Origin of the sequence: Streptomyces sp. 4F14 (genome assembly GCF_048159485.1) — a bacterium.
GTDB lineage: Bacteria > Actinomycetota > Actinomycetes > Streptomycetales > Streptomycetaceae > Streptomyces.
Window position 1 is genome coordinate 325077 of record NZ_JBLRVY010000004.1, and the last position, 16275, is coordinate 341351.

The window sequence follows — 16275 nt, forward strand, 5'->3', positions numbered from 1 at the left end:
CGCGGACTCCGCGTCGCCCACGCGGCGCGACGGCTGATGGGGTGACCTGCGGGCGGGTCGGATCACCGGGTCCGGGAATCGTCGCGCACGATCCGATCATGCTGCCGGGATTCCTGACCAAGACGATCGAGTTGCTGCCCGGCAGGGAGGGCCGTTCCCTGCACGTCAAGGCGGCCGGGAGCGCGACCGCGGCCCTGATCGTGACGATGCCGGCCGGCTCGTGGGCGGCCGTCGCCGCGGAATCGGGCACGAAAGGCGCCACCCTGACGTCGTATCCCAAGGCCCTGTGGTAGTCGGTCGAGACGGCGACCACGGTGGGTTACGGCGACTTCTACCCGGTGACCCCGTGGGGGCGGGTGGTCGGCGCGGTGGTGATGGTCGTCGATATCACCGCGTACGGCATGGTCACCGCCGCGTTCGCGACGTGGTTCGTCGGCCGGGAGACGAAACGCCGTCATCACCTCGTCCGGAGCGCCGAGGCGGACGCGCAGCGACTGTGGGCCGAGACCGCCCGCACCCTGCACGAACGTTTCGACCGGCTGGAACATCTGGTGAACGACGCGGGAGAACGCTGATGAACGAGACCGTACGGTCGCTGGTGCCCGCCCGGATCGACCGCCTGTCCTGGTCGCCGTTCCACACCCGGATGGTGGTCGCGCTCGGCATCGCCTGGGTGCTGGACGGGCTGGAGATCACCGTGGCGAGCGCGGTCGGCCCGGTGCTGCAACGGGCCGACACCCTGCACCTGAGCAGCTATCAGGTCGGACTGACAGCGACGGTCTACCTGGTCGGGCAGGTGCTCGCTCGTCTTCGGCGACCTGTCCGACCGGCTGGGGCGGCGCAAACTGTTCCTGCTCACCCTCGGCCTGTATCTGGTCGCCAGCGGACTGACCGCCCTGTCCTGGGACTTCTGGATCTTCCTCGTCCTGCGCTTCGTGGCCGGGCTCGGCATCGGCGGCGAGTACGCGGCGATCAACTCCGCGATCGACGAGATGATCCCGGCCCGCTACCGGGGCCGTACCGACCTCGCCGTCAACGGCACGTACTGGCTCGGCTCGATCATCGGCACCCTCGGTACGTACGTCCTGCTCGACCCCGACCTCCTCGGCTCCGACGTGGGCTGGCGCATCGGCTTCCTCATCGGCCCGCTCCTCGCCCTCGCGGTGTGGCCGCTGCGCCGCCGTATCCCGGAGTCCCCGCGCTGGCTGCTGCTGCACGGCAGGGAGCGGGAGGCCGAGGAGGCGGCCGCGGAGATGGAACGCGGCGTGGGGAAAGGGGAGTTGGCGCCGGTCGACCCCGCGCGGGCGATCGAGATCCGGCCTCAGCCCAGGACCCCGCTGACGGCCGTCGCCCGCACGCTCTTCCGGGACTACCCGTCGCGCTCGCTGCTCGGCGCGACCCTGATGATCAGCCAGTCGTTCCTCTACAACGCGGTCTTCTTCACCTACGCACTGGTGTTGACACACTTCTACGGCGTCCCCGACCACCAGACCCCGAAGTACCTGTTCGCCTTCGCCGTCGGAAATCTGCTCGGTCCGCTGGTGCTGGGCCGGTTCTTCGACACCGTGGGCCGCAAGCCGATGATCAGCGGCACGTACATCGTCTCCGGGGCGCTGCTGGCGGTCAGCGGTTTCCTCTTCCACGCCGGAGTGCTGGACGCCACCACCCAGACGGTCCGGTGGGTGGTCGTCTTCTTCATCGCCTCGGCCGCGGCGAGTTCGGCGTACCTGACGGTCAGCGAGATCTTCCCGGTCGAGGTACGGGCCCGCGCGATCTCCCTGTTCTTCGCGATCGGCCAGCTCGTGGGGGCGGCCGGGCCGACCGTGTTCGCCGCGCTCATCGGCGACGAGGCCCACCCGGACCCGACCCGGCTGCTCGGCGGCTACCTCTTCGCCGCCGCCGTCATGATCGCCGGCGGACTGCTGGAGGCGTTCGTCGGCGTCAAGGCGGAACGGGCCCCGCTGGAGGATGTCGCGGCCCCGCTCGGCGCGGCGGCCGGGGAGCGCCGGTGACCCTGCGGGAGCGGCTCCTCGACGAACGGGAACGGCCCGAGTGGGTGCGCGCGTCGCCGTACTCGTGGCGACTGGCCGTGGTGGCGGTGTGTTTCGGCGCGTTCATGGGGCAGTTGGACGCCAGCATCGTCACGCTCATCTACCCCAGCCTGGAGAAGGAGTTCGGCGAGCGGGTGGCCACCGTGCAGTGGGTCTCCCTGGCCTACCTGCTGGTCCTGGCCGCGGCGATGGTCACGGTCGGCCACCTCTCCGACCTGCTCGGCCGCAAACTCCTCTACCTGTACGGCTTCGCGGTGTTCACCGTCTCCTGGGCGGCCTGCTCCCTCTCCCCGAACCTGACGGTCCTGGTGTGCTGCCGGGTCGTCCAGGCGCTCGGCGCGGTGATGCTGTCCGCCAACAGCGTCGCCCTCGTCACCCTGGCCGCACCCTGGGAGAAGCTGCGTACGGCGCTGGGGGTGCAGGCGGCCGGGCAGGCGCTGGGGCTCGCGGTGGGGCCGACGGTCGGTGGTGTGCTGGTCTCGACGGTCGGCTGGCGGTGGGTGTTCTGGATCAACGTCCCGGTCGGCGTCGCCGCCATCCTCCTCGGCCGGTACCTCCTGCCCCGTACGGTCGAACGCGCCGACGACGCCCGCTTCGACCTGCGCGGTACGGCGTGGCTCGCGGCGGCCGTGGCGACGCTCCTCGCCGGGGTCTCCGTGTTCTCCGGACTCCCCGTCCCGGGCTGGGCGGGCCTCACGCTGATCGCCGTCTCCGCGCTGGGCTTCGCCGGTTTCCTTCGCCGGGAGAGCCGGGCACCCGCACCGCTCGTCTCCCCCGCGCTGCTGCGGGAACGGCACATCGCCTGGGGACTGCTCGGCGCGCTCGCCGGGTACCTGGTGCTGTTCGGCCCGCTGGTCCTCGTCCCGCTCGCGCTCGTACGACACGTCGGCGAGGACGAGATGCGCGCCGGGCTCCTGCTGGCCGCGCTGCCCGCCGGGTTCGCGCTCGCCTCCAACCTCCAGGAGCGGCTGCTGCCCCGGCGCTGGGGCAACAGCGTCCGCTGCCTGGCGGGAGCCGCCCTGTCCCTGACGGGACTCGCCGGGCTCGCCTTCGCCGCCCCCGCCGACGGATGGCTGGTCGCCTGGCTCGCGGTCCTCGGCATCGGGCTGGGCGTCTTCACCCCGCCCAACAACACCATGGTCATGGCCGCCGTGCCGGCCCACCTCGCGGGCACGGGCGGCGGCATGATCAACATGGTCCGGACTCTGGGCACGGCCCTCGGTGTCGCCCTGATCACCCTCGCCTTCCACCTGGGCGGGGAGGGCACCTGGAACTCGGTGCTGCCGCCGCTGCCGCTGTTCGTCCTGATGGGCGCCGTGCTGCTGATGGGGGTGTCGGCGGTGTGGAGCAGCCGAACGGCCTTGTGAGGCAAGGGAGTTCACGCTTCATGGCGTCGAGGGACCTCGCGTCCGAGCACTCGCCTCTCCGCCCCGGTGCACCCGGCCGCTCCTCCGGGAGGCGTTCCTTCACTCAGCGTGACCGTCGCGCCGATGTCTCGTTACCCCGGCGTGAAAAGCGATCTTGCTGTGGGGACCGCGGTCGGCAACATGTCACCCCCGGTGGACAGTCGCCGGGTGACCGATCTGCTGTGCGGGTTCGGCGGGCTGGCGGTGTGTTCCTCGGCCGTAGGGCTGTTGGATCCGCTGGGGCCGTCGGCTCAACTGGCCCTGGCCGTGGGGATCGGTGCGGTGGCCGTAGGGCTGCTCCTGCGCGAGGGCGCGCTGGTCCGTACGCAGACGCTGATGGTCGTCGTGATCACCTCCGTGGTGGAGGTGATGGCCACCCGGTGGCTGGGGCTGTGGGACTACCGCCTGGGCAACCTGCCCGTGTACCTTCCCGCGCTGCATGCCGTCATCTTCCTGGCGGTCGTCGCGGTGACCCGTGCTCTGCCGGCGCGGCGGCTCACGGTCGGTTGTGCGCTCGCCGGAGTCGGGCTGTGGGCGGCCTGGGACCTGCTGCTGGGCGAGCGCGGCGACACGGTCGACGTTCTCTGGTTCGTGGTGCTCCTGGGCCTGTGCCGGCATGCGGAGACCGCCGCGCGGGTTCCCGCGACCGTCGCTCTGACGGTTCCGCACGACCTCGTGGCGACCGGCTCGGGCATGGTGAGCTACCGCCCCCATGACGTGACCGGCCTCCTGTCCATCTCCGCTCAGCCGTCCGCGATCGTCGGCGGATACGCCTTCATCTACTGCCTCGCGTCCCTCACGGCGCCGCTGCTGCTGGGCCTGCGGCAGCGCCCGGCGTCATGAGGAGAGCCGTGGTGATCGGCGGGAGCATGGCGGGGCTGCTCGCCGCCCGTGCGCTGGCCGGCACTTACGAGGAGGTGCTGATCGTCGACCGGGACGTTCTGCCGTCCGGTCCCGTGCACCGCGCCGGGGTGCCGCAGTCCCGCCACGCGCACTGGCTGCTGGCCGGCGGGCTGGAGGCGCTGGAGTCCTTCTTCCCGGGGATCTCCGGGGAACTGGTCGCAGAGGGCGCTACGTCGCTCGATCCCCAGCAGGACTGTGCGTGGTTCTTCGACGGGCACCCGGTCGAGCGCGCCCCCTCGGACATGACCTGCCTGATGATGAGCCGAACCCTCCTGGAGAGCCGGGTCCGGGCTCGCACCGAGGGCCTGCCCGGCGTACGGACGCTGCCCCGGCACGAGGTGACCGGTCTGCTGGCGACCACCGGGGGCGGCAGGATCGACGGGGTGCGCGCGGTACGGCGCGGTCGGCCCGGACCGGTCCTGGAGCTGCGGGCGGACCTGGTGGTCGACGCCTCGGGACGGGCCTCCCGTACCCCCCTGTGGCTGAGGGAGCTGGGGTACCGGCCGCCGCGCGAGGACCGGGTCCGGGTCGGGGTGACGTACGTGACCCGGCGCTACCGGCGCGCATCCCACCACCTGCCCGGCATCCTCGCGATCGGACGGCACGTCACACCGGACCGGCGCCGAGGCGCGGCTCTGTACCCCTCGGAGGACGGCTGCTGGATGGTCACGCTCGCCGGCGTCCTCGACCAGGAACCGCCGCTGGACACCGACGCGTTCACGGCGTACGGCTGCTCCCTCGGAGACCCGGGCCTGCGGCAGATCCTCGGGGAGGCGGAGCCGCTCGACGTACCCGTCCGGGCCCGGTTCCCCGAGGCTTTCCGCCGTCGTTACGAGCGGTTGCGCAGGCCGCCCGAGGGCCTGGTCGTCATCGGTGACGCGATGTGCGCCACCAACCCCACCCTGGCCCACGGCATGTCGGTCGCCGCGCTCCAGGCACAGGCTCTGCGCGACTGTCTGCGCACCGGGACCGCGGGGCTGGCCCGGCGCTACCACCGCAGGGCCGCGCGGGTGCTGACCGTGCCGTGGACCGCCACCCGCACCTCCGATGTGGGGCCGTACGCGTCCGGGCGTCGGCGGTCCGCGTTCCTGTGGGCGGCCGACCTCGCACGCACCGCCCTGTGCGCCGCCATGGAACGGGACGCCGCCGTGACCCGGGCCTGCCTGCGGCTCGCGCATCTGACGCGGGGGCGGCGGGTGCTGTTCTCGCCGCGGGTCCTGGCCGGGGTCGTGTCCGCCCTCGCGAGGCTCGCGCTGCCGTCGGTGCCTTCAGGTCAGGGCGGCGGGCCGCCGTCAGGCCGGCCGCCGCAACCACGGCGCACCCCCGACCGGGACCACGAGATCGAAACCCGGCTCCCCCTCCCCTAACTCCCTCACCCGCCCCCGTCGGACCGTTCGTCCGCCCTCGTCGAAGGAAGCCGCCGTTGCCCCGCATCCCCGCTCAGGCCGCCGTCGACGACCCCGCACTGCGGGCCGCGTACACGGCGTGCGGCAGATTCGCCCAGGCCGCCAACCCGACGGAGTACGCGCTGATGCAGCTCATGCCCGCCGCGCTGCGCCCCGCGTGCTGGGCCCTGTGGACGGCGCTCAGCGTCCCCGACAACATCATCGACTCCACGGACGGAACTCCCGCCGAGCGGATCGCGCGGATGCGGGCCTGGGTCGGGCGGCTGGAGGAGGACCTCGACGAGGGCACCAGCGACGATCCCTACCGCCGGGCGATCGTCGACACGGTCCGACGATGGCACCTCGCCCCACGCGACCTGCACATCTCGTACGCGGCCATCGAAGCCGACGCTACCGGCAGCCGCTCGGCGACCTGGGCGGACTGGAGCACCCGGGTCCAGCACAGCAACGTCACCTGGGCGGCCCAGTGCCTGACCCTGCTCGGCCGCGCGGGCCTGTACATCCCGCTCCGGCCCCAGTACCAGCGTGACTTCGCCCGCTTCCTGGACGGCGTCTACCTCACCGACACCCTCGTCGACCTCTCCGCCGACCTCGACAGGGGTGTGCTGCACCTGCCCAACGAGGTGGTCGAACACCACGGTGTCCAGGCGTCCGACCTGCTGGAACGGCGCTGGAGCCAGGACGTCCAGGCGCTGATCGCCCATCTCGTCGCCCGGGCCCGCCGCCAGGTGGAGGCGCCTCGGTTCGTCACGTCGGTGCACCCGGGAGCCGTCATCCTGCTCAGAGCCGTCAGCGACCTCTTCCGGGCCAGGCTGCGGGCCGTCGAACGCGCGGGACCCCGCCTGCTGCACGCCGGTCCGCGCCTCGGGCCGGTCACCCGGGCGCGGATCCTCGCCCCCGCCCGGACGAAGGCCGCCGCGGCCTGGACGCTGACCCCCGTCGAGGTCCCCGTCACCCCCGCGCCACCACCGGTCCGGCCGACCACGGTCCCACCGCAGCCCTCAGCCCGTGCCGTCCCGCGCCGTGGCCCGCTCCCCCACCCCACCCGTGTCCGCCCGCCGGTGATCGATCCCGAGCGCATGCCCGGGCACGTCGCCATCATCATGGACGGCAACGGCCGTTGGGCGACCGAGCGCGGCCTGCCCCGCCACGAGGGCCACCGCGCCGGCCACACCGCGCTGCGCGACGTCGTCCACGGCGCGCTGGAGATCGGCCTGAGACACCTGACGATCTACGCCTTCTCCAGCGAGAACTGGCGACGCTCACCGGCCGAGATCGCCAAGCTGTTCGAGATGCTCGCGCAGGAGAGATGCGACTTCGAGGCCGACGGCGTACGGCTGTGCTGGGCCGGGAGTCCCGACGGGCTGCCGGAGGACCTGGTCGAGGGGTTGCAGCGCACCGAGCGTGAGACCCGGGGCGAGTCGGATCTCGTACTGACCGTCTGTCTCAACTACGGCGGCCGCGCGGAACTCGCCGACGCCGCGGCCGGGATCGCCCGGGCCGCCGTCGCGGGCGACCTCGACCCGAACCGCGTCTCCGAACACCTCCTGGCCCGCTATCTGCCGTATCCGGACATGCCCGATGTGGATCTGCTGTGGCGTACCGGCGGAGAGCGCCGCACCTCCAACTTCCTTCCCTGGCAGGCGACTTACGCCGAGCTTCACTTCACCGACGGCTACTGGCCCGACGTGGACCGCCGGGATCTGTGGCAGGCGCTGCTCGCCTTCGGGCGCCGCGAGCGCCGGTACGGGACGGTGCCCGCCGCGCCGCGCCCGCCGGTGCTCATCGGCCCGGCCGGCGGAGAGGAGTGACGCTCGTGGCGCGCGGTGGACGGCTGTGTGTGGCGGTGTGGGCGGTCGTGGTCCTGGCCGCCGTGCTGGTACTGCCGGTCGGGCTCGCCCATGTGCGGGGCGCGATCGTGCAGGTGGAGGGGAGTTCGTCGGCGCGGGCCACGGCGCTCATCGCGCGCGGGATGCCGTCGTTCGGCGCCGAACAGGTGTCCCTCGCCTTCGACTCCCGCACGCTCACGGCCGACAGCGAGCCGTACCAGCGGGCGCTGGTCGCGGCGGCCGGGGCGGCGGACGGTGTGCCCGGCACGACCCAGGTCATCCCGGTGCCGGACGCCCCGGACCGCGACCCGCACCACGCCTACCTGGCCGTCGGGATCGACAGTGACGCCGACGTGCGCCGGGAGGTGTTGGCCGAGCTGGGCGCGGCGAGCGGCCGGGCGGTGGCGGCGGCCTCCCAGGGCCGGGTGACCGTCGCCCTGACCGGTGCCACCCCCGTCTTCGTCGAGCAGATCAAGGCGGACCTGGACGACCTGCGGTCCGTGGAGGCGGTCACGGTGCCGGCCGCGCTGCTGCTGCTCGTCGTCGGACTGGGCTCCTTCGGCTCGGCCCTGACGGTCCTGGCGACGGCTGCCGTGGGTGTCCTGGTCAGCACGGGCGCGGTGGCGGCCCTCGCCCTGGTGCTGGACATCGACAGTCTGATGGTGACCGTCGTCACCACCGTCGGCTTCGGACTGGGCCTCGACTACGCCCTGTTGCTCCTGCTGCGCTACCGGAGCCTGCGCGACGACGGGCTCGCCCCGCAGCAGGCGAGCGCCGCCGCCATCAGGTCGGCCGGGCGTGCCGTGCTGTGGTGCGCCGCTGCGGTGCTGGTCACCAGCGCCGCGCTCCTGGCGACCCCGCTGGCGCTCGCCCGCACGGCGGCCCTGGTCGCCGGGCTCACCGCCGCTGTCACCGCCGCTGCGGCCACCACCCTGCTGCCCGCCGTCCTGCCCCGCCTCGACCCGCTGCTCGACCGGGGCAGGGTGCGCCGCCGGGACCGTACGGACCGGCAAGACCACTGGGCCCGTTGGGCACGGCGGCTGATGGACCGCCCCTGGCCCTATCTCCTCGCCGCCCTCGCGATCCTGCTCGTCGCGGCGGCTCCGGTGGGCTCCCTGCGCACCGGGCTCCAGATGAACCGGAGCGTCATCGCGGACACCGAAGCGGGCCGGGGCCTCGCCCAGATGGAACAGGACGGCCTGGCCAATGTCACCCTGCTCGCCCTGCCGCACCGGCCGGCGGCGGGCCCGGTGGACACCACCGACCTGACCGACGCCCTGCACGCCGACCCGCGCGTCACCACGGTCGCGACCCTCGACAACGGCCGCGACCTGACCGTGGTCACCGTCACCGACCGCATCACGACCGACCACCCCGAAGCCGAACGCCTGGTCGACCGCATCCGCGTACTCGCCGCCCGCACCCTGCCGTCCGGGCAGCCGGCGTACACCACCGGCCCGGCCGCCCAACTCGCCGACTTCCACCAGGCGTTGCGCCCCGCACTGCGCCGGACAGCCGTCATCGTCCTGGTCGGCGCCTTCCTGCTCATGCTGCTGGCCTTCCGCAGCCTGCTCCTGCCGCTCAAGGCGATCGTCATGAACGTCCTGTCCCTGGCGGCCTCCTTCGGCCTGCTCGTCTGGATGACCGGGCACACGGCACACCCCATCCACCTCGCGATCCCCCTGCTGGCCGCGACCGTTGTGTTCGGTCTCTCCCTGGACTACGAGGTCTTCCTCGTCCACCGCATCACCACGCACTACCGGGCCACCGGAGACTGCCGCCTGGCCGTCGCCCGGGGCCTCGGCGAGACGGCACGCCCGATCACCCTCACGGCGGCCACCATGGCCACCGTCTTCGCCGGCCTCATGGTCACCCGCCGCGAGGACTTCCGGCAGACCGGATTCCTGGTCGCCATCGCCGTGCTCCTCGACGCCACGCTCATCCGCATGGTCGTCGTCCCGACCCTGATGCGTCTGCTGGGCCACCGCAACTGGTGGCTGCCGGCCCCGGTGAGCCGGTTCCTTCCCCCGCCTCACGTGCCGCCCGCCGACGTTCCCCCACCGCGCCCGGACGCCGATGCCCAGGCGCACCCCCATCCCGTCACCTACCACCAAGGAGACCGCCGGTGAATTCCCTTGCCGCCCTGAAAGCCGCCGCCACAGCCCTGGTCACCCTCACCGCGCTCGCCGCCCCAGCCACCGCCACAGCCCACCAGAAGACAGCGGCCACCCTGCGCTGCCGGGTCCAGACCGTCCCGGGCCACCCCATCACCTTCTCCCCGAAACTCACCCTCCGGACCCGGACCGTCAAGGTATCCGGAACCTTCGAACTGACAGGCTGCGTCTGGTCCGACGGCACGGCCTCACGACTGCGCATGGGCACCGGAACGGCCACCGGCACAGGCCGCGCGAGCTGCGGCGGCGCATCAGGGATCAGCGGCTCAGGGACCATCAAGTGGTACGACCGCTCCGGCCGCCCGGCCGGCACATCCACCCTCAAGCCCACGCTCACGTCGGTGAACACCTACAACCCCGGGGACTCCCTGCTCGCCGGCAAGATCACCGGCGGTCCCCTGTCCGGCCACCGTACCGCGGGGAGCGTCACCCCGACCAGTGACGTGACCCCCTGCGCGGGCAGGGGACTGGGCTCGGTGCACGGGACGGGGACGTTCCGGGTGCTGGGGTGAGACCGTTCCCGGGGACTGTGCGGGGACAACGCGGCTACTCCCCCGCAAGCACGTCCTGGAGCCGCTCGGCCCCCAGGCGTACCGCCTGCTCGGTCGAGTCGGTCTCGATGCCGTCGAGGCCGCCGTTGGTGAGGGTGATCGCGTTCGGACCGACGCGGACGGCGGCGGCGTCGAGGGTGAGTGTGGCGGGTGCGCCGTTCGACTGGCCCTGGACGGTCACGCGCAGCCCCTGCCGGGCGTCACCGACGGCAGGGAGCGGGTTCTCGACGACCTGGACGGTGCGGGTGCCTCCGGAGCCGCCGGTGACGGTGAACTGGGCGCAGGTGACGGGGAGTTGCTTCAGCCAGGCCAACTCGGTGTCGAGGGCGCGCGAGTCGTAGGCGGCGGTCTGGTAGTACAGCCGGGAGTCGTCCTCCTGGAAACCGGTGACCGCCGACGCGCCGGAGACCTTGCCGAGGAGGTCGTCGTCGTAGAGGGCGTCGAGGAGGCGCTGGCAGTCGGCGGCGTCCGCCTTGCCCGCCCAGCCGGCGAGGAAGGCGGCGACGTCGACCTTCCCGAGGAGCAGAGTGTCGCGCCAGGTCGCCGCGTTCGTGACCTGGGTCCAGTCGTCCTCCAGGTCGGTCGCGGTGACGAGCGCGGCCTTCGCCTGGGCCTCGGTCAGCCGCTGGGTGATGCGGGGCGTCGCGGAGCTCTCGGCCACGGGTGCCGCGGACACCTCCTCGGCCTGCGCGTCGTCGCCCGTGGAGCAGTCGCCCAGGGCCAGCACGGCCGTCGCGGCCAGGAGCGGGGGGAGGACCCGGGCGGTGCGGCGGGGAGGGCGGGGCATCGGGAGCTCCTGTCGGCCGGCCTCGGGGCGGGCACGATGTGGTGGTCCGGTCCTCCCTACGGCATCACCGGCCCGCCGGGTCCACCAGCGCACTGGCCCGGACGGGTGAGGTGTCAGGTGTCGTGCGGTGCGCCGTGCCGGAAGTGCGGCAGGTGGTGGCGGTGGTGCGCGGGGTGCGGCTACTCGCCGGAGGGTGACGCGATGCGGACGCGACGGCTGCCGCACACGGCACATACGGCGTCCGCCAGGGGTGTCGCGAGGGCCTTGCCGTCGGCGTCGACGTACTCCTGGGTGGTCAGGCCCGTGGTGTCCATCGGGTCGGTGAAGAACATGACCTGGAAGGTGGCTTCCCAGGTCGTGGCGCAGTCGCCGCAGGTGAAGACGAAGGTCTCGGGGACTGTCCGGGACTGCTGGTCCGCCATGGGGTACCGGCCCTTTCTCGCGCTCGCCCCCGGCTTCAGGGCACTACGGGTCGGGGTGTGCGGCAACTCGGAGCGGACAAAGGTGGCGCCGGCTCAGATCAGTACGGTCTCCAGGGTCGACGGGATTCCCTTCAGTGCCCTGCTGACCGGGCAGCGCTGCTCGGCGGTGGTGGCGGCCCGGCGGAGGTCCTCGTCGGTGATGCCCGGGACCTCGGCGCGTACGCGGATGGTGATGCCTGTGAAGCCGGTGCCGACGCTGAGGGTCGCCTCGCAGTCCGTGGTGACGCTGCTCGGCGGGGTGCCGCCTTCCGTCAGCACGTGGGAGAGCATCATCGTGAAGCAGGCACCCTGCGCGGCGGCGATCAACTCCTCGGGGGACGTGGCCTGTTGGGCCGGTATGCGGCTGAGTGGGTAGCGCAGGTCCAGGGTCGCCGCGCCGGAACCGAAGTCCATGCGGCCCAGCCCTTCACTCAGGGAGCCTTCCCAACTGGTGCGTGTGGTTCCGGTGATCTCCATGCCTTCCCCTTCGGCCGTGCCGACAGCGACGCCCGGTTTCTTGCCAACGCCGGTGAGCGGTAATCCGATTCGCCCTGTCAAGCGCACAAAAAGGTGATTTACGGCCTCTGTACCGCGGGCATCCACCGAGTACGAACCCGGGAGGAATCCTTGGCCAGCGAGACCCTCGACGACCCTTCACCCACCCCCTCCAGCCTCGGCACCCGTGCGGCCCGGACCATCGCCAGCACCACGAAGATCCCGGCCCAACTGGCCCTGACCACCCCACGCTGGCTGCTCAGGCTGCTGCCCTGGGTCGCCGTGGAAGCGGGCGCCTACCGCGTCAACCGCTACGTCGCGTACGCCGTCGGCGACGGCCGGATCACCCTGCGCGCCGGCGCCGACGGGTCACGCATCCTGGTGGAGGACCTGCGGGAACTCGTCGCCCTGCACGAGATCGCGGACAGCACCGTCCTGGCCGCGGTCGCCGACGCGTTCCGTACCCGCCATGTCGCCGCCGGGACGGTCCTCGCCGAGGCGGGGCGTCCGTCGGACGGTCTGTACATCGTCACGCAGGGCCGCCTGGAGCGGCGGGGCACCGGGTACTCCGGGGAGCCGACCGTCCTCGGGATCCTCGGTAAGGAGGAGTTCTTCGGCGAGGACGAGGCGCTGTGCGGCGACGCCTGGGCGCACACGGTGGTCGCGCTGACCAACAGCACGCTGCTGGCCCTGGACCCCGACCGGATCCGCGAGTTGGAGAACGGCCACCCCGAACTGGCCCGGGCCCTGGAGCAGTACCGGCGCGGTCGAGGGTCCGGGTCCGAAGCGACGCCGGCCGTGGCCTCGGGGCATCACGGCGAGGCGGAACTCCCGGAGACCTTCGTGGACTACGACGCCGAACCGCCCGAACGGGAACTCTCCGTCGCCCAGACCGTGCTGCGCATGCACTCCCGGGTCTCGGACCTCTACAACGTGCCCCTCGACCAGCACCGGGAACAACTCCGGCTGACCATCGAGCTGATCCTCGAACAGCAGGAGCGCGAACTGCTCAACGACCCGGAGTTCGGACTGCTGCACAACGTCGGCCCCGCCTTCCGCGTCCGCCCCCGCACCGGCCCGCCCACCCCGGACGACATGGACGAACTCCTCGCCGTCGTCTGGAAACAGCCGGCGTTCTTCCTCGCCCACCCCCGCGCCATCGCCGCCTTCGGCCGGGAGTGCACCCGGCGCGGGGTACCTCCGGTGATCTTCGAGATGTACGGCAGCCCCTTCCTGAGCTGGCGCGGTGTCCCGATCGTCCCCACCGACAAGATCCCCGTCGACCCGGTCGACTCCACCTCCAGCATCCTGCTGCTGCGCACCGGCGAGGACAACCGCGGCGTGGTCGGACTGCGCCCCGACCGGCTGCCGCACGAACACGCCCCCGGCATCGCCGTACAGCCGATGGGAGTCGACCGGCGGGCGGTCGCCTCACACCTGGTCAGCTCGTACTTCTCGGCGGCCGTGCTCGTCGACGACGCGATCGGCATGCTGGAGCGGGTCCAGGTCGCGCACTACCACGAGTACGCGTGACCAGGCCCCCCACCGCACCCACCCGGTACTGGCTGGAGCGGCCCGCGCGGTTCTTCCCGGTCGATGCCGTGCGGGCCGACTTCCCGGCGCTGGCCCAGACCGTGCACGGTCGGCGGCTCGTCTGGCTCGACAGCGCGGCCACCGCGCACAAACCCCGTCAAGTGATTGACGCCGTACGGGACTTCTACGCCCGCCACAACTCCAACGTCCACCGGGGTGCGCACACCCTCGCGCGCGAGGCCACCGAGCTGCTGGAGAGCGCGCGGGCGCGGATCGGTGCCTTCGTCGGCGCGGCGCGGGCCGAGGAGATCGTCTTCGTGCGCGGCGCGACCGAGGGCATCAACCTCGTCGCCCAGACCTGCGGCCGGACCCGGGTGGGGCCCGGCGACGAGATCGTGCTCACCACCCTCGAACACCACGCCAACATCGTCCCCTGGCAGATGCTGTGCGCCGAGCGGGGCGCCCGGCTGCGGGTGGTCCCGCTGCACGACGACGGCACCGTGGACCTGGCCGCCTATCTGGGCCTCCTCGGGCCGCGGACGAGGATCGTGGCGCTCGCGCACACCTCGAACGTGCTGGGCACCGTCCTGCCGGTGCGGGCCATGGCCGACGCCGCGCACGCCCACGGTGCGGTGGTGGTCGTCGACGGCGCCCAGGCCGTACCCCATCTGCGGGTCGACGTCACCGCGCTGGGCGCCGACTTCTACACCTTCTCCGGGCACAAGCTCTGCGGCCCGACGGGCATCGGTGTCCTGTACGGCCGTACGGAGCTGCTGGAGGAGCTGCCGCCGTGGCAGGGCGGCGGTTCGATGATCGCGTCGGTCACCTTCGAGCACACGCGGTACGCGCCGCCGCCGCAGAAGTTCGAGGCCGGCACCGAGCATATCGCGGGCGCGGTGGGGCTCGGCGCCGCCGTCGACTATCTGGAGTGCATCGGCCTAGACGCGGCGCACGGCCACGAAAAGGCCCTGGTCGCATACGCCCGGCGACGGCTCACCGACGACGTACCGGGGCTACGGCTGCTCGGCCCCGGGGACGGTGTCGGGGTGTGCACCTTCGTCATCGGCGCCACCGATCCCGCGCGCGTCGCCGACGCCCTCGACACCGCCGGGATCGCGGTCCGCGCCGGCCACCACTGCGCCCAGCCCGTTCTGCGCCGGTACGGCCTGACGGCCGCCGTCCGGGCGTCCTTCGCCTTCTACAACACCCACGACGAAGTCGACCTCCTCGTCCAGGCGCTGAGGACCGCCACCCGCCGCCTCTGATCACCCTGCTCACTTTGAACGGAACAAACGTGACCTCTCCTCGGCAGCCGTCGACCCGCACCCGTCGGGAGGTGGTCGCGTCGATCTGCCGCAGTGCCACCGAGAGCCGCTGGTTCACCACGGGGGTCTGCTGGCTGATCCTCGCCAACGCCGTCGTCCTCGGCGTCGAGACGTACCCGGCAGCCGTCGAGGCCGGCCAGGTGAGGATCAAGGCGGCCGAATACACCTTCTTCACCGCGTTCACCATCGAGGCCGCCGTGCGGGCCGGGGCGCACGCCGAGCGTCCGAGCGGCTACTTCCGCAGCCCGTGGAACCTCTTCGACCTGACCCTCCTCGTCCTGATCGGCCTTCCGTTCCTCAGCGAGAACGCCACCGCGCTGCGGCTGCTGCGGCTCGGCCGGGTGCTGCGCGCCGCGCGGATGCTCCCGCAGCTGCGGATCATCTTCGTCGCCATCGGCCGGAGCATCCCCGGCGCGATGGCGTTCGTCCTGGCCGGCGCCCTGCTGCTCTACATGTACGCCATGTTCGGCTGGATGTTCTTCGCCGAACGCGACCCCGAGCACTACGGGACCCTCGGCCGGGCGATCCTCAACCTCTTCCTCCTCGCCACGCTGGACGGCCTGAGCGACGCGGTCCGCGCGGGCCTCGCGATCTCGCCGTGGAGCATCCTCTACTACGCCTCGTACGTCCTGCTCACGTCCTTCGTGCTGGTGAACGTCCTCATCGGGGTCGTCATCAACTCCCTTGAGGAAGCACGGCGGTTGGAGACCCCCGGCGCCGCCGGCGAAACCGCCGGGAAGGAGAGACAGCTACGGGAGTACCTCGTCCAGGCGCGCGGCGCCCTCGACGACCTCGAATACACCATCGCCGGTCCGCCACCACCCCAGGGGGAGCGAACCGAACCCTCCCGCGACACGTCCCCGTGACCGATACGGGCCGAATTCCCCGGAGGCCGCCCGTATCACGGCCGCCTGCCGGCACATGTGGGAGACGCTGCTCGCGCCCATGGACACCGACCACGACGGCCGGGTGAGCCTCGAGGAGTTCCGCGACGCCCTGGCGAGCGGCCTGGCCGACTCCCCCGAGAACTACCGGCGTTCGGTGGGACCGGCGGCCGACCTCTACTTCACCCTCGCCGACCGCGACGGGGACGACCTGCTCAGCGAGACGGAGTTCAGCCGCCTGTACCACGGCGCGTTCGGCCTGCCGCGAACGGTCACCCGCCAGGCGTTCGCCCACTTGGACACGGACGGCTCCGGCTTTCTCACCCGCGAGCAGTACCAGCAGCGCGTCATCGAGTACCTCTGCCTGGACGACCCGGACGCTCCCGGAAACTGGCTCTTCGGCCCTCTGGACCAGCCGTTCTCCCGCACCCCGTCCTGGACTGCCGAACCTCCGGAGTGAACCAGCCCCT

Annotated in this window: 14 protein-coding genes and 1 pseudogene; 12 read left to right on the top strand and 3 right to left on the bottom strand. The window is 72.3% G+C overall.

Annotated features, from left to right (window positions below; all coding sequences use genetic code 11):
* Positions 1 to 98: 98 nt before the first annotated feature.
* From ACLZOT_RS08590 to ACLZOT_RS08625, 8 genes and pseudogenes are all read left to right on the top strand, one after another.
* Positions 99 to 575, top strand: a pseudogene (locus ACLZOT_RS08590) (potassium channel family protein).
* A gap of 276 nt (positions 576 to 851) precedes the next feature.
* Complete coding sequence (locus tag ACLZOT_RS08595; protein ID WP_416968322.1) at positions 852 to 2012, top strand: MFS transporter; 1161 nt, start codon at positions 852 to 854, stop codon at positions 2010 to 2012.
* A complete protein-coding gene (locus ACLZOT_RS08600; RefSeq protein ID WP_416968160.1) occupies positions 2009 to 3418 on the top strand; it encodes an MFS transporter in 1410 nt (469 codons plus the stop codon). Before ACLZOT_RS08595 ends, ACLZOT_RS08600 begins: the two co-directional genes overlap by 4 nt.
* Before the next feature lie 207 nt (positions 3419 to 3625).
* Positions 3626 to 4300, top strand: a complete 675-nt coding sequence (locus ACLZOT_RS08605) for a hypothetical protein (protein WP_416968161.1) — start codon at positions 3626 to 3628, stop codon at positions 4298 to 4300.
* Positions 4301 to 4311: 11 nt separating this feature from the next.
* The gene (locus ACLZOT_RS08610) at positions 4312 to 5727 is read left to right on the top strand and encodes an NAD(P)/FAD-dependent oxidoreductase (RefSeq protein WP_416968162.1); all 1416 of its coding nucleotides are present in this window, start codon (positions 4312 to 4314) and stop codon (positions 5725 to 5727) included.
* 56 nt (positions 5728 to 5783) lie between these two features.
* On the top strand, positions 5784 to 7577 hold the full coding sequence (gene uppS / locus ACLZOT_RS08615) for a polyprenyl diphosphate synthase (protein WP_416968163.1): 1794 nt from the start codon (positions 5784 to 5786) through the stop codon (positions 7575 to 7577).
* A gap of 5 nt (positions 7578 to 7582) precedes the next feature.
* On the top strand, positions 7583 to 9724 hold the full coding sequence (locus tag ACLZOT_RS08620; RefSeq protein WP_416968164.1) for an MMPL family transporter: 2142 nt from the start codon (positions 7583 to 7585) through the stop codon (positions 9722 to 9724).
* Positions 9721 to 10281 (top strand): hypothetical protein, encoded by a 561-nt coding sequence (locus ACLZOT_RS08625; RefSeq protein ID WP_416968165.1) that lies wholly within the window; start codon positions 9721 to 9723, stop codon positions 10279 to 10281. The genes ACLZOT_RS08620 and ACLZOT_RS08625 overlap by 4 nt, the downstream gene beginning before the upstream one ends.
* A 34-nt stretch (positions 10282 to 10315) precedes the next feature.
* On the opposite strand, the gene ACLZOT_RS08630 is transcribed toward ACLZOT_RS08625, so the two are convergent.
* The 3 genes from ACLZOT_RS08630 to ACLZOT_RS08640 form a co-directional block, all read right to left on the bottom strand.
* Positions 10316 to 11107, bottom strand: coding sequence for a hypothetical protein (locus tag ACLZOT_RS08630; RefSeq protein WP_416968166.1), 792 nt, complete (start codon positions 11105 to 11107; stop codon positions 10316 to 10318).
* Positions 11108 to 11286: 179 nt separating this feature from the next.
* A complete protein-coding gene (locus tag ACLZOT_RS08635) occupies positions 11287 to 11529 on the bottom strand; it encodes a hypothetical protein (RefSeq protein ID WP_416968167.1) in 243 nt (80 codons plus the stop codon).
* A 93-nt stretch (positions 11530 to 11622) separates the two neighbouring features.
* Positions 11623 to 12045 carry an OsmC family peroxiredoxin gene (locus ACLZOT_RS08640; protein WP_416968168.1) on the bottom strand — a complete coding sequence of 141 codons (423 nt, stop codon included), beginning with the start codon at positions 12043 to 12045 and terminating at the stop codon, positions 11623 to 11625.
* Positions 12046 to 12195: 150 nt separating this feature from the next.
* Between ACLZOT_RS08640 and ACLZOT_RS08645 the strand changes: the two genes are divergently transcribed.
* The 4 genes from ACLZOT_RS08645 to ACLZOT_RS08660 all read left to right on the top strand — a co-directional run bounded on the left by ACLZOT_RS08645 (position 12196) and on the right by ACLZOT_RS08660 (position 16265).
* Positions 12196 to 13596 (top strand): family 2B encapsulin nanocompartment shell protein, encoded by a 1401-nt coding sequence (locus ACLZOT_RS08645; RefSeq protein WP_416968169.1) that lies wholly within the window; start codon positions 12196 to 12198, stop codon positions 13594 to 13596.
* Positions 13593 to 14861, top strand: coding sequence for a SufS family cysteine desulfurase (locus ACLZOT_RS08650; RefSeq protein WP_416968170.1), 1269 nt, complete (start codon positions 13593 to 13595; stop codon positions 14859 to 14861). Before ACLZOT_RS08645 ends, ACLZOT_RS08650 begins: the two co-directional genes overlap by 4 nt.
* Before the next feature lie 29 nt (positions 14862 to 14890).
* On the top strand, positions 14891 to 15787 hold the full coding sequence (locus ACLZOT_RS08655) for an ion transporter (RefSeq protein ID WP_416968171.1): 897 nt from the start codon (positions 14891 to 14893) through the stop codon (positions 15785 to 15787).
* 79 nt (positions 15788 to 15866) lie between these two features.
* Positions 15867 to 16265, top strand: a complete 399-nt coding sequence (locus ACLZOT_RS08660; RefSeq protein WP_416968172.1) for an EF-hand domain-containing protein — start codon at positions 15867 to 15869, stop codon at positions 16263 to 16265.
* The last annotated feature ends 10 nt before the right edge of the window (positions 16266 to 16275 follow it).